The organism is Moorena sp. SIO4G3 (assembly GCF_010692305.1).
Classification (GTDB): Bacteria; Cyanobacteriota; Cyanobacteriia; order Cyanobacteriales; family Coleofasciculaceae; genus Moorena; species Moorena producens_A.
This window is the reverse complement of the sequence record NZ_JAAHIG010000259.1, coordinates 1-12,865: the sequence shown is the minus strand read 5'-3', so window position 1 is coordinate 12,865 and position 12,865 is coordinate 1. Positions and strand designations below refer to the sequence as shown.

Annotated in this window: 13 protein-coding genes and 1 tRNA gene; 6 read left to right on the top strand and 8 right to left on the bottom strand. The window is 42.6% G+C overall.

What is annotated here, in order from left to right:
* The 4 genes from F6J99_RS31675 to F6J99_RS31660 form a co-directional block, all read right to left on the bottom strand.
* On the bottom strand, positions 1–913 hold a 913-nt coding region (locus F6J99_RS31675), incomplete at its 3' end, for a dynamin family protein (RefSeq protein WP_293118921.1).
* A 158-nt stretch (positions 914–1,071) separates the two neighbouring features.
* Positions 1,072–1,197 (bottom strand): hypothetical protein, encoded by a 126-nt coding sequence (locus F6J99_RS31670; RefSeq protein WP_293118919.1) that lies wholly within the window; start codon positions 1,195–1,197, stop codon positions 1,072–1,074.
* A 269-nt stretch (positions 1,198–1,466) separates the two neighbouring features.
* The gene (locus F6J99_RS31665) at positions 1,467–3,530 is read right to left on the bottom strand and encodes a dynamin family protein (protein WP_365974627.1); all 2,064 of its coding nucleotides are present in this window, start codon (positions 3,528–3,530) and stop codon (positions 1,467–1,469) included.
* A gap of 281 nt (positions 3,531–3,811) precedes the next feature.
* Positions 3,812–4,132, bottom strand: coding sequence for a hypothetical protein (locus F6J99_RS31660; RefSeq protein WP_293118915.1), 321 nt, complete (start codon positions 4,130–4,132; stop codon positions 3,812–3,814).
* A gap of 338 nt (positions 4,133–4,470) precedes the next feature.
* On the opposite strand from F6J99_RS31660, the gene rsmH reads away from it, so the two are divergent.
* Entirely contained in the window at positions 4,471–5,385 is a 915-nt protein-coding gene (gene rsmH / locus F6J99_RS31655; RefSeq protein ID WP_293118913.1) for a 16S rRNA (cytosine(1402)-N(4))-methyltransferase RsmH, read from the top strand.
* 13 nt (positions 5,386–5,398) lie between these two features.
* Here rsmH and F6J99_RS31650 read toward each other — a convergent pair whose 3' ends face one another.
* Together F6J99_RS31650 and F6J99_RS31645 are read right to left on the bottom strand one after the other, a co-directional pair.
* Positions 5,399–5,683 carry a hypothetical protein gene (locus F6J99_RS31650; RefSeq protein ID WP_293118911.1) on the bottom strand — a complete coding sequence of 95 codons (285 nt, stop codon included), beginning with the start codon at positions 5,681–5,683 and terminating at the stop codon, positions 5,399–5,401.
* Positions 5,684–5,729: 46 nt separating this feature from the next.
* Complete coding sequence (locus F6J99_RS31645; protein WP_293118909.1) at positions 5,730–5,963, bottom strand: hypothetical protein; 234 nt, start codon at positions 5,961–5,963, stop codon at positions 5,730–5,732.
* Between the two features lie 197 nt (positions 5,964–6,160).
* On the opposite strand from F6J99_RS31645, the gene F6J99_RS31640 reads away from it, so the two are divergent.
* From F6J99_RS31640 to F6J99_RS31630, 3 genes are all read left to right on the top strand, one after another.
* Positions 6,161–7,489, top strand: a complete 1,329-nt coding sequence (locus F6J99_RS31640) for an AAA family ATPase (RefSeq protein WP_293118907.1) — start codon at positions 6,161–6,163, stop codon at positions 7,487–7,489.
* Between the two features lie 72 nt (positions 7,490–7,561).
* A complete protein-coding gene (locus F6J99_RS31635) occupies positions 7,562–7,741 on the top strand; it encodes a hypothetical protein (protein ID WP_293118905.1) in 180 nt (59 codons plus the stop codon).
* A complete protein-coding gene (locus tag F6J99_RS31630) occupies positions 7,741–9,972 on the top strand; it encodes a tetratricopeptide repeat protein (protein ID WP_293118925.1) in 2,232 nt (743 codons plus the stop codon). The genes F6J99_RS31635 and F6J99_RS31630 overlap by 1 nt, the downstream gene beginning before the upstream one ends.
* A gap of 187 nt (positions 9,973–10,159) precedes the next feature.
* On the opposite strand, the gene F6J99_RS31625 is transcribed toward F6J99_RS31630, so the two are convergent.
* Positions 10,160–10,396: a hypothetical protein gene (locus F6J99_RS31625; protein WP_293118903.1), complete on the bottom strand. Its 237-nt coding sequence runs from the start codon at positions 10,394–10,396 to the stop codon at positions 10,160–10,162.
* Positions 10,397–11,210: 814 nt separating this feature from the next.
* Here F6J99_RS31625 and F6J99_RS31620 point away from each other — a divergent pair.
* Together F6J99_RS31620 and F6J99_RS31615 are read left to right on the top strand one after the other, a co-directional pair.
* On the top strand, positions 11,211–11,672 hold the full coding sequence (locus tag F6J99_RS31620) for a pentapeptide repeat-containing protein (protein ID WP_293118901.1): 462 nt from the start codon (positions 11,211–11,213) through the stop codon (positions 11,670–11,672).
* On the top strand, positions 11,626–12,357 hold the full coding sequence (locus tag F6J99_RS31615; RefSeq protein ID WP_365974622.1) for a molybdenum cofactor guanylyltransferase: 732 nt from the start codon (positions 11,626–11,628) through the stop codon (positions 12,355–12,357). Before F6J99_RS31620 ends, F6J99_RS31615 begins: the two co-directional genes overlap by 47 nt.
* A gap of 24 nt (positions 12,358–12,381) precedes the next feature.
* Here the strand turns inward: F6J99_RS31615 and F6J99_RS31610 are convergent.
* Positions 12,382–12,454 (bottom strand) — tRNA-Thr (locus F6J99_RS31610).
* Between the last annotated feature and the right edge of the window lie 411 nt (positions 12,455–12,865).

Genomic DNA, 12,865 nt, shown 5'->3' with positions numbered 1-12,865 from the left:
CGTCTGGATTTTTCACTCGCTTGCGCAGGGCATTAATTGCTGAAATTTCAAATACTCGTTCATCATAGATATCATAGCCATCTACCTGACAATAGTCTGCCAAGTTAGCCTGAAATACTCGCCGTAGTCTATCTTCAGCTTCTTCTAATTCTTCTGTATCATCGGGGTCAATCAAACTTTCCCGAATCTGGTCCCAAGCATTAATTAGAAAGAAAACCGTTAATCCCCGGTCTTTTAGATAATTTTCGAGATAACGACGTTCTCCTAAAGTACAGGGCTGAGTTGCTCTGAGCACAAACAGGATAGCGTGACAATTATTAATGTAACCTAGGGATAACTCATTGCGCGCTTCCGTATCATTCAGTCCTGGACTATCTACAATTTCAATCCCTTTTTCTAGCAACGGTAAGGGATACTCCACCACAGCATGACTAACATTCGGAAAGGCTAGCTTCTTCTGTTGTTCTAGTCGCTTGGCTTCAGCTGGGTCGATGGTATAGCGATGCTTAAAGGATTTAAAATCAATTTCTTCCGGTGGTGTGTCATCATTAAAGTACACTGTCACCTTCTTTTGAGCACCATAGCGTAAAACTGTCAATAAAGCTGTACAAGGATTGACATCACTGGGCAGTAAATTCTCACCAATTAAGGCATTGAGAAATGTACTTTTTCCCCGCTTCATATCCCCTAATACCAGTAGTCGGAATCGCCCCTGGTATAAATTTTTACTAGCTTTATAAATATCTTCAATATCTCTATCCAAGCCTAATTTACCAGAATTTTGCTCCCCTGCGGATTCCGATTGTTCCAGTATATTACTGATTTGATTTAAATAACCAGCTATTTCACCACGCACCGTGGCAACTCGATCGAGATCATTGAGAAAATTTGTGGTTTCGATTTTAGTACTCATAGTTATATAGCGTTTGTATCTAGGTTGTTAACACACGTATTGTCAAAAAAGGCAAAAGGCAATAGGCAAAAGGCAAGAGGGGCAAGAGCTCCGGAGTTTTATTGGACAATAAAAAAAGACCTTCTAGGTTTACATCTCAAATACAAACGCTATAGTATTTATATTTGAGATGTAAAGATAGGGTTGATAGACAAAGGGAACAGGGAATAGGGAATAGGGAATAGGGAATAGGGAATAGTACTCAAGATATCGGAGGAGTTTTTGGTGTTATGCTCAATTAGCATTCGTTTTCATGATCTATTTAGAAATGCTATAGTTTTAGCTTAGCTAATTAATGGTTTCAACACTTCCGACTCTCTACTACCTAGGGGAGCATGTAACTTTTGTTAATCTCTGATTTAGATCCCCCTAAATCCCCCTTAATAAGGGGGACTTTTTAATCTAATTCCCCCCTTTTTTAAGGGGGGTTAGGGGGGATCTATATACCTAATTATAAAGGTGACATGCTCCGACTCCCGACTCCCTACTCCCTACTCCCTACTCCCTTGAATGCTTACATTGGAGCTGCTAGCAAGTAGCCATAAACGGATTCAATACCATTAACCTTAGACAAAACCTCAGCATCCAAACTTCTTAGACGCTTTAACTCAGTCTCGCGATTAACTTGATTAGATTCTTTTTGCTCTACCAAATTATCCAACTCATCCTTGCGGGATTTAATGTCATCATTTAATCGTTTAATCACCTGGCGTTCATAATCATCAAAACACTCGTTGACCGCATCATGAATTGGTTGCCATTGCTCCTCAGCCAACTGGGGCAAATATTTCACCAACTCTTTCTTAGTAGCTTGAATTAATTCCTTGCGAGCTTGATCCGCTTGGAAAGCGCCAAAGCCCAGACCCATGAGAGCCAAACTTATTGGTCCTAGAAATGTTCCTGTAAACATCAATAAAAAGCTAGTAATTCCCCACACAGCAAACCAATTGACCAGAATATTTTTCCAATCAAAGCCAGCACCAGCTAGAAAAACACCAGCAACATTACCTGAAGCCAAGGATAAAAATCCCATCGCCCAACTGGCCCAGGCTGGTGAAGTGTCTGCTGAATCCATAGTGGTATTGGGGTAAACCTTTTTCCCAATCAACTTTTCAGTCATGGTATCGGCTATCTTACCATAGATGGCACCATAATTAGCGGCACTCCTAGCTAGTTCTAAAAAGGCTTGACTTATTTTTTGCTCAGCGGTGACTTCCCAATCCGAAATCTTTTCGTTAATGTACCGTTCAAAGGCTCGCTTAAATGCTGCATTAAACTCATCCCGTTTCCCCTGTCGCAGGAAATCCAGAAAGCCTAAATCTGGCTGATAGCGGACAAAATCTGATTCAAAGGTATTACCTAAATTTAAAATATAGTCCCGAAATGAATTAGCTACAGCTTTTGCTGTACGGTTACGGGTAATTCGGATTTCTTCCTGAAATTGATCGCGAATTTCCGTCAGTTTCTCAAATTCCGGTGCGACTTCGTTAATCTGCTGTTTCAACTGATTAACATCCTGATCCAACAATGGAATCCGCCGTTCAATTGCTTCATGGACATGGTTATAGACTTGCTGAGCTAGGATTTTAGCTTGGCGCATTTCTGCGATCGCACGTTCTTTGGTTAAAAATGAATTAAGTGCTGCCATCAATTCAGGAAATCCCGTTCCTTCAAGAGAATCCTCGGAATTTTTAACCCGCCGACGCAAGGCCATCAATGAAGAAATTTCAAAGACTCGTTTCTCATAAGTCTGTGCCTCTACCTGAAAATAATCCATCAGGTTAGCTTGGAAGACTTGACGGACTTTTTCCTCAGCTGCTGCCAGTTCTTCGGAGTCTTCCGGGTCAATCAATCCCTTACGAATCTCATCCCAAGCATTAATTAAAAAGAAAACCGTTAATCCCCGACCTTTAAGATAATTTTCGATATAACGACGTTCTTCTAGAGTACAGGGCTGAGTTGCTTTGAGGACAAATAGGATAGCGTGACAATTATTAATGTAACTGAGGGATAACTGATTGCGTGCTTCCGTATCATTTAGTCCTGGACTATCTACAATTTCAATCCCTTTTTCTAGCAACGGTAAGGGATACTCCACCACGGCATGACTAACATTAGGAAAAGCTAGCTTTTGCTCTTGTTCTAGTCGCTTCGCTTGGTCTGGGTCGATGGTATAGCGCTGCTTAAAATTTTCTAAATCAATTTCTTGGGGTAGTGTCTCATCATTAAAGTACACTGTAACTTTCTTTTGAGCACCATAGCGTAATACCGTCAGTAAAGCTGTACAAGGATTGACATCACTGGGCAGTAAATTATCACCAATTAAGGCATTGAGGAATGTACTTTTTCCTCGCTTCATATCCCCTAATACCAATAGCCGAAATCGCCCCTGCTGTAAATTTTTACTGACTTTATAGATATCTTCAATATCTCTATCTAAGCCTAATTTCCCAGAATTTTGCTCCCCTGTGGATTCCGATTGCTCAAGACTTTTATTGATTTGATTTAAATTACTGGCGATTTCAGCACGAACTCTGGCAACGCGATCGAGATCATGGAGAAAATTTGTGGTTTCCATTTTAGTACTCATATTTATTTTGACCTTAGCTAATTAATGGTTTCAAAGGGAACAGCGGATCTGGGAGTAGGGAGTAGGGAGTAGGGAGTAGGGAGTAGGGAGTAGGGAGTAGGGAGTAGGGAGTAGGAAACAAAAATTATCACAATTAATTGAGAATCCCTAGACTATACTTTATAAGTATAAATTATAAATTTGTATGATATTATGGAATTATTTAATTTTTTAAAATTTTAGTATTGTAAATTGATTTATTTCACCTTATTGCCTTTTGTTTTTGTTATTCAAGCGTCATCTTTCCAGAAAATTTCGTACCCTAACCAGGCAAGTCCTCCAACTATGATCACGATAGCAAGCCAATAAGCGACTCTAATGGTGAGAACAACAGCAATCACAACGGCTAAGAATTTACCGAATCTAGCTAGCTTTCTGCCCCACTTCTTTAGTTTACCTTCAGATTTTTGATGCTTCTGGGTTTGATGAAATTGTTGTTCTTCTTGATAAATTTCCGTTTCCATTTCCCGGAGTCGAAGGTCTCGCTCCCGTTGCTGGAGTTCTCGTTCTCGAAGCTCAAGGTCTTTAGCTTTTTCTTCTTTGGAATTCATCGGCTTTCTTTTAGTTGACTGCAAATTTCCTGGTTGACTGACAAATCTAGTCTGATGCTTCTGTCATGGATTGACAGTACCCACAGGGGTACTTTTATCATTAGTCATTAGCTACTATAGCAATTCTAAATTGATTCAATATAGCTCATAAGTATGATCAAGCCTATAGTTGTTACGAAACCCTCCTTTCACTATAGTGCTGAGTAAGACAAGTCACTGTTTACAACTAGAGAGGTTACAGTTGATAGGTTACAGTTATAGAGTTCCCGGACAATCTGGTCTGATTAACAGCAGCAGGTCTAATATCCTCAGAACTTACTTAGGATTGCTTAAATCACATGGAAAATGAACAATTACAGACAAATACAACACCCTTTTTCCATGTGTCGGTATTGAGTCAGGAATTAATTGAGGGACTAGCTATCTGTCCTGGTGGTCATTACTTGGATGCCACTGTGGGTGGTGGTGGACACACTGAGTTAATTTTAGCAGCAGCACCGGATGTGGAGGTTACAGCTATTGACCGGGATGCTAATGCGATCGCAGCAGCCAAGACCAGGTTAGCCAGTTATGGCGGACGAGTTCACTTCTGGCATGGAAATTTTGCGGAGTATCAGTCTAATGATAGGGTATTTGATGGTATTATTGCGGATTTAGGCGTCAGTTCAGCTCAGCTAGATTTACCAGAGCGAGGCTTTAGTTTTCGCCATGCTGCTCAGTTAGATATGCGGATGGACCAGAGCCAGTCTCTGACGGCAAAGGATATTATTAATAATTGGGGTGAGGTACGGCTAGCGGATGTTTTTTATAAGTATGGGGAAGAACGGTTATCCCGGCGGATGGCACGCCGGATTGTGGAGAAGCGTCCGTTTCAGACAACCACTGAATTAGCCAATGCGATCGCATCTTGTGTTCCCCCTAAATACCGCTATGGCAGAATTCACCCAGCGACTCGGGTGTTTCAAGCCCTACGGATTGTCGTCAACCAGGAACTTGAGAGCCTCGAAACCTTCCTCGACATTGTCCCCCATTGGCTGAAACCAGGAGGAAGACTTGGAATTATCAGTTTTCACAGCTTGGAAGACCGGATTGTTAAGCACAAATTCCGGGAGTTGTCAACGAATTGCTCACTATTGCGAGTGCTAACCAAAAAGCCAACTGTAGCACAAGCTGAAGAAATCCAGCATAATCCTCGTGCTCGCTCCGCTAAACTCAGATTCGCAGAGCGACTAGAGCTGAGCATTCAAGAGTGATCCACTCAGCCCTCTAGTCTCGGGATGGGGCAGGTGCTAACAATCCAGCCAAGGAACCCAAAGAACCAGTGCCAATCCCCACCAGGATATCAGGAACATCCTTACCCGCCACAGCCAGTCCGATGGCACCTGTAACAGTTACCAGCATGGTACCGCCCAAGGCACTGACCACAATCCGGTAAATCCAACGGTCCGTTTCTAGAGGTGGACCAAGCCTACGGATGGTTTCCACTGGGTCTCTCTTGATTTCTTCCGCAAGTTCTGGATCTTTAGATACCCGTTCTACTAGTTCATTCATTGATTTAACTGGTTTCATCATAGTGAGCTTTTTGTGAATCTAAAACTTAATACAGCTTGATTGGTCTCATTTCCTGATGTTTAGGGATTAGACTTCGCGGCAGTTGTGGGGAATCGGGCATCGGGAATCGGGAATCGGGAATCGGGAATTGGGAATCGGGAATCGGGAATCGGGAATTGGGAATTGGGAATCGGGAATCGGGAATCGGGAGTCGGGAATCGGGGATAAGAATTGAGGCAAACAGTATGATAGAAGCGATCCAGCGACCTAGTGTTGTCACCCGATTACACCATCTTTGAACTCTCTCCAGTTAAACTACTACTGATACTAAAGATCTGGCACGAGTACAAAAAAACTTAATAACGGACGTGATAACAATCAATTTCAGTACTGAAAGCGTCAAATCTTATCACTACTCCCTACTCCCTACTCCCTACTCCCTACTCCCTATTCCCTATTCCCTATTCCCTTCCCTCTATGACTGATTTACTGGAAAACCTCTACAATGCCTTTGACCCCTCCCAACCGTTACCCGCAGGAGACCCGGTTTATGTCGATTGTCGGGAAGTGCGGGGGGATGGAGAGATCCAGGTGGATTTAGGGAAAGAGATGTTGCTTTCTAAGCGAGAGACCTATCATTTATATGGAGGTCATCGGGGGGCAGGAAAATCTACAGAATTGTTCCGATTGAAGCAATATTTGGAACAAAATAACTTCTATGTGGTGTATTTTGCCGCAGATGAAGAAGATGTGGATTCCGAAGATACTCAATATACTGATATTCTGCTGGCCTGTACTCGCCATTTGCTCGAAGACCTCAAGGACAGTGCTAATCCCAGGCCGTTGCTGAACTGGCTGAAAAGCCGCTGGCAAGAGTTAAAAGATTTGGCTCTGACTGAAATAGCATTTGATGGACTAAGTGTAGAAGCACAAATTTCTCAGTATGGCAAACTAACTGCTAACTTAAGAGCTGTACCAACCTTGCGTCAACAGATTCGACAGAAAATTAATCCCCACACGGTTACTCTACTAAAGGCGTTGAATCAGTTTATTACAGAAGCCAAACAGAACTTACCAGCTGGATGTACTAAATTAGCAGTGATTGCGGATAATTTAGACCGGATTGTCCCAGTTATCCAAGAGAGTAACCAAACTAATCATGAAGAAATTTTTTTAGACCGTAGTGAACAATTAACGGGATTAAAGTGCCATATTATCTACACAGTTCCGATTTCAATGCTGTACTCCAAGCGAGCCAATGATTTGCGAGAAATCTATGGTGATGCCCAGGTTTTACCGATGATTATGGTACGCACTAAAGAAGGTAGCCTTTATGAGCCTGGATTCAATAAAATTAAAGAAGTGATTAGCAAGCGAGTCGGCCAATTTGCTCCCACTCGCTCCTTAGAAACTGACATATTTGAAAGTGAAGAAGCCTTAAAGCGCTTGTGTTTTATGAGTGGCGGTCATGTACGGAATTTGCTATTATTAATCCAAACCGCAATTGATCGCACCGAAACCTTACCCATTTCCCTCAGAGCAGTGCAACGAGCGATTACTGATGCACGAGATACCTATCGCCGAACCGTTCAGGATGGCGAGTGGTCCATTTTAGCTGATGTTTCCCGCTCCAAGCAGATATACAATAATGACCAGTATCGTCAGTTATTATTCAATCGCTGTTTGTTAGAGTATCAATACTTTGATGACGAAGGAGAAAGACAGTGTTGGTACGATATTCATCCCCTGATTAAAGGGATTCGGGAATTTAAAGAGGCTTGTGCTCAACTAGACTCACAGCCGTAAGGTAGCGTTGCTGAATTAAGGAATGAATGCGCGATCATCTGGTTTTGTTAAAGCCCCCTAAATCCCCCAATTTTGGGGGACTTTGAGAGTTTTATCACTCCCCAAATTTGGCACAATCATACCCAAAATCAACAAGGCCACCTATCTCCCTATCTCCCCACACTCTTCCCACTACTCCCTATTCCCTGCTCCCTGCTCCCTGCTCCCTGCTCCCTACTCCCTACTCCCTACTCCCTGCTCCCTTACAACTAATGGTAAACTTTACTGATGCGGACGAGGATTTACCGCCAGCGAGTCCAGAAGAACAATACCAAGACTTACTCCGTGCCCTCCGAAGGCGCAGAGGGTTTGGATTATTATTTGTCCGTTGTTATCCGGCAGAAGGAGAAAAGTTAGTTAAGCAGGTTACGCAGGATTTGCCTCAGAAAAATATAGAGGTGTTGCGCTTGGAGGAGCCCATTGATAATTTATACGACATCGTTCACGATCTTCCTGACCGGGAGCACATCAATGTTTTATTTATCCAAGGGCTAGAACACTCGTTTTATAAGTATGAAGAGACGAAACGTCAGCAGGGATGGGATAACAAAGCAATTTATTCCTATAGTTGGAAAGGGGTTCCTCATATTTTAAATCATCTCAACCAACAGCGAGAACGATTTCGGGATGATTTTAAGATTTGTTTTGTGTTTCTATTACGGTCATTTTCCCTGGATTATTTTATCCACCGCGCTCCCGATTTTTTTGACTGGCGTTCTGGCCTGTTTGACTTTCCTAGCAAATCAGATGTTTGGCAGCAAGAATACTCTCGGATTATACAGGAAGGTGACTATGGGAAATATCAGTCTTTTACTCCTGAAGAAAAAATTCAAAAAATTATCGCTATTGAAGAACTATTGGAACCAGAGAATCAAACTCCTGAGAAGCGAGTAAATTTACTATTTGAACTAGGAATTATACTGATTTTTGCCAAAGATCATGAAGGTGCGATAGCTAAATTATATCAAGCTTTGAAATTTAAACCTGAACACCACAAAGCTTTGCAAGTTCTGGGTTTTGAACTATTAATAGTAGGACAAAAAGAAGCAGCGATCAAATCCTTTGAGCAAGCTTTAAAATTTAAATCCGATGACCACCTAAGTTGGTTAATCCGGGGGATTATCCTATCGGATTTAGGACAAAAAGAAGTAGCGATTGAATCCTATGAGCAAGCTTTGAAATTTAAACCCGATGACCACCTAGCTTGGACTAGCCGGGGGATTGCGCTATCGGATTTAGGAGCTTTAAAAGCAGCCATCGATTCCTATGACCAAGCTTTGAAATTTAAATCGGATGACCACGAAGCTTTGTACCACCGGGGGATTGCGCTATCGGATTTAGGAGCTTTAAAAGCAGCCATCGATTCCTATGACCAAGCTTTGAAATTTAAACCAGATTACCACCAAGCTTGGCTCAACCGTGGGATTGCCCTAGGAAAAATAGGACAAAACGAAGCAGCGATTGAATCCTATGAGCAAGCTTTGAAATTTAAACCAGATTACCACCAAGCTTGGAACAACCTGGGGCTTTCCCTATGGGAATTAGGACAAAATGAAGCAGCAATAGATTCCTATGACCAAGCTTTGAAATTTAAACCCGATGACCATGGAGCTTGGAATAACCGGGGGCTTGTCCTATCGGATTTAGGACGAAAAGAAGCAGCAATTGAATCCTTTGAACAAGCTTTGAAATTTAAAATTGATATCCACGAAGCTTGGAACAACCGGGGGCTTGCTCTATCGGAATTAGGACACAACGAAGCAGCGATTGAATCCTTTGACCAAGGTTTAAAATTTAAACCCCATGACCACCAACTTTGGAGAAATCGGGGGACTGCACTATTGAAATTAAAACACAATGAAGCAGCGATTGAATCCTTTGACCAAGCTTTAAAAATTCAACCTGATGATCACCTAACTTGGTTGATCCGGGGGGTTTACCTATCAAATTTCGGAGAAAAAAAAGCAGCGATTGAATCTTTTGAGCAAGCTTTGAAATTTAAACCCGATCTCCACCTAGCTTGGCTCAACCAGGGCTTTGACCTATGGCAATTAGGACAAAATGAAGCAGCGATTGAATCCTTTAACCAAGCTTTGAAATTTAAACCTGATCACCACCTAGCTTGGTACAATCGAGGGGTTGCCCTATGGCAATTAGGAAGAAACAAAGAAGCCATCGATTCGTTTGACCAAGCTTTGAAATTGCAACCCGATTTGCACCTAGCTTGGTACCACAAAGCCTCCTGTTATGCCTTACAAGGGAATGTAGACTTAGTCCTTGATAACTTGCAACAGGCTATTAATTTCTATCCTGAATACTATCGAGAGATGGCAAAAACTGTCTCAGATTTTGACAGCATTCGCTCAGACCAGCGGTTTCAGGCCTTGATTAATATCAACTCGGGAATCGGGAGTGGGGAGTCGGGAATCGGGAATCGGGAATAGGTAAAAATTATGTGTACCTGATTACTATGAGAAACGCTATAGCAATGGGTGTAATGGTGTTGACTACTTCAACGAAGGAATAATTGCTAATATCAATTTCAAAGCATATTGTTGATCATCTCACTCCCCATCTCCCCATCTCCCCATCTCCCCATCTCCCCACACTCGCCACGCCCAGCTCTATCGCTTATTCCAATTGCCGTTCCGAGGGTGTTATGGTGTCCATCAACCCTTCAAACGTACCAGAATTGACGATAAAATACAACAATCCAGCAAACACTAGAAGAGCTAGAAGCATGGAACAACCGCGCATATCCTTCTCCTCCTTTAATTGATGAGCACTATCAGCATTATTCCACAAGGTTGTCACCTTAGCGGACAGGCAATTACCGTCAAAGCAACAACCCTGCGGGGTTAAAAGCAACGGAGTTAAATAGGTTTAAACCTAATATTTTCCGCTACTGAATTAATTGTAATTAATTATGGTCATCAAATACCATTTTTGTATCAATTTTTCATTAACTGTGTAACGAAGTGTGAAAACCTATCGTCAGCTATCAGCTATCAGCTATCAGCGTCGAAGTCTGTGCCAAGCTGTTCGCGTAGCGTGCCCGTAGCACATATGCTTACATCTCAGTTCCCTGGCCTTTTGGCCTTTTGGCCACGCTACGCGAACGGCCACGCTACTTGAGGTGCCCAAGGGAGGAATTCATAGTCTTTGGCTTTGAGTCCGTTGAACTCGTCAGCCGAATACCTTGTTTTAAGCTGACAGCTGACAGCTGACAGCTGAACGCGCACGCGTGAGCCAAAAGCTCACGGCTAAAAGCTTACCTAAATACTTTGCCAAGAGGTATATTAGATAACAGATTTACCGTCTTACTTAGTCACAGGATTTTTCACAAATCGATTATAATTCCTATATTAGCGGTTTCACAAAATACTTAATTTTAATAATTTATTAATTAAATCTTTACAGTATGGTAATTGGTGAAACCAGATAGGGCGGGAAAAGATAGTATAACTAGTTACAAATTAAATCTACGACATATATCTTAAAAAATCAGCAATATGTCGTAAAAATTAGCAATTTTGAAAAGATAGGCTGGTTTTTCATTAGAATTTGAGGTAATTTAATTCGACAATAAATCTAAGTGATCAACCTAAGCCGTTGATTCTATCAGGGTGCTGAGCATTTCATAGTTGTATTAGTATCTTTCAGAGTGTATTTCGAGTAGTAAATGGAATTCCTTGAACTAATGAAGGGTGTTGCTCTAGAGCCAACTAACAATTCACTTAGAATTGACCTGAAGGATGCCAACTTAAGGGGTGCTGACCTCAGGGGTTTTGACTTAAGGGGTGCTGACTTAAGCAGAGCTGACCTAAGTGATGCCAATCTTAACGGTGCCCTGCTCAACGGAGCTGATTTGAGTCGTGCCTACCTCAGATGTGCGGATCTCAGTGATGCTAACCTGAGTGATGCCAACTTGATGGGTACTTATCTGAGTCGTACTGACCTCAGTCGTGCTAACCTAGGTGGTGCCAACCTGAGTAATGCCAACCTGATTGGTAGTCGAGTAGATAGTACTCAGTTTGGAGATAACTTAGGAATATCTCAGGATCTCAAGCATGACCTAAAGGAACGAGGGGCAATCTTTGAGGAGTCTCCGAGTCTACGTTCTGGAATTCTTGTCTGTTCCTGACCAAACTATGGGCAGTGCTATACCAAGTACTAATTACGACTTAGCCCTCTCAGGGATTGTCCTTGCAGGAGGGCTAAGTTCTCGTATGGGTAGGGATAAAGCTTTGATTGCGATCAAGGGTGTGCCCTTACTGCGCAGAGTTTGTGATGTTGCCCTCAGCTGTATTGGTCAAGTCTCTGGTCAAGTCTCTGGTCAAGTCTATATCGTCACTCCCTGGCCAGAACGATACGTGGATATCTTACCTGAGGCTTGTCGTGTCGTTCGGGAAGTGCCGTTACCAGAAGAGAGCACACCTCATGGTCCTTTGGTAGGATTTGCTCAAGGATTAGCTCATGTTGAGACAGATTGGGTACTGTTACTTGCTTGTGATTTACCCCAATTAAGAGCAGAGATTGTGCAAGCTTGGGTCAAGCAGTTGCAGCAGACTCAGGAAAATGGGATTGACCAAAGGTCACGCTACGCGATTGCACTATTGCCACGGAACCCCAAGGGCTGGGAACCCCTGTGCGGTTTTTACCGACGCCAGTGTCTACCGAGCCTCACTGAGTTTATCAATCAAGGGGGACGGTCATTTCAGCGTTGGTTGGCCCAGCATCCAGTACAGGAGTTGCTAGTCAGTGACACTAGGCCATTTTTTAACTGCAATACCCCTGCTGACCTAGAACAGTTGGAAATACAGGACTAAGCACATATAACTATTGTTTTGATAAGCTGGTGACAGGATTCGAACCCGCGGCCAGCTGATTACAAATCAGCTGCTCTACCAACTGAGCTACACCAGCAACTTTTCCTAGTATAACACCTAGCACAATAACAAGTATAACACTAATTATAATACTAGGCAATAGGTTAAGTATAACACGACTAATGACTAAGGATCTATTGACACTCCCCGCCCTATAAGAGCGGGGATTCTTAGTTCTACGACACGCCTTGTCTTGATGCAATAGCGAGTGGGGGAAACCCCCAAGACCGCGCTGCATCGCTAAAATTAGTTATCCTCAAAGGCAGTACTTAAGCCAAATACCCGTTTAAAAACGCGCATATCGAGCCTAATTTAACTAAACGAGCGTGGGCTTATCTCCCTAAGCGTTGGGTCTCCCCCGTTCCCGTGTGCCGGAGACGAAACCTTAGAAGAGTGGAGCCTTTATGGTTAGTCGGCTATGGGTAAAAGGGTTAAAACTTTTTGATTA

Bases quoted from the DNA above. Each gene is read 5' to 3' on its own strand.
- rsmH (WP_293118913.1), top strand. From the start codon at position 4,471: ATGGAAAATGAACAATTACAGACAAATACAACACCCTTTTTCCATGTG.
- F6J99_RS31665 (WP_365974627.1), bottom strand. From the start codon at position 3,530: ATGGAAACCACAAATTTTCTCCATGATCTCGATCGCGTTGCCAGAGTT.
- F6J99_RS31660 (WP_293118915.1), bottom strand. From the start codon at position 4,132: ATGAATTCCAAAGAAGAAAAAGCTAAAGACCTTGAGCTTCGAGAACGA.
- F6J99_RS31650 (WP_293118911.1), bottom strand. From the start codon at position 5,683: ATGAATGAACTAGTAGAACGGGTATCTAAAGATCCAGAACTTGCGGAA.
- F6J99_RS31640 (WP_293118907.1), top strand. From the start codon at position 6,161: ATGACTGATTTACTGGAAAACCTCTACAATGCCTTTGACCCCTCCCAA.
- F6J99_RS31620 (WP_293118901.1), top strand. From the start codon at position 11,211: ATGGAATTCCTTGAACTAATGAAGGGTGTTGCTCTAGAGCCAACTAAC.
- F6J99_RS31670 (WP_293118919.1), bottom strand. From the start codon at position 1,197: ATGCTAATTGAGCATAACACCAAAAACTCCTCCGATATCTTGAGTACT.
- F6J99_RS31630 (WP_293118925.1), top strand. From the start codon at position 7,741: ATGGTAAACTTTACTGATGCGGACGAGGATTTACCGCCAGCGAGTCCA.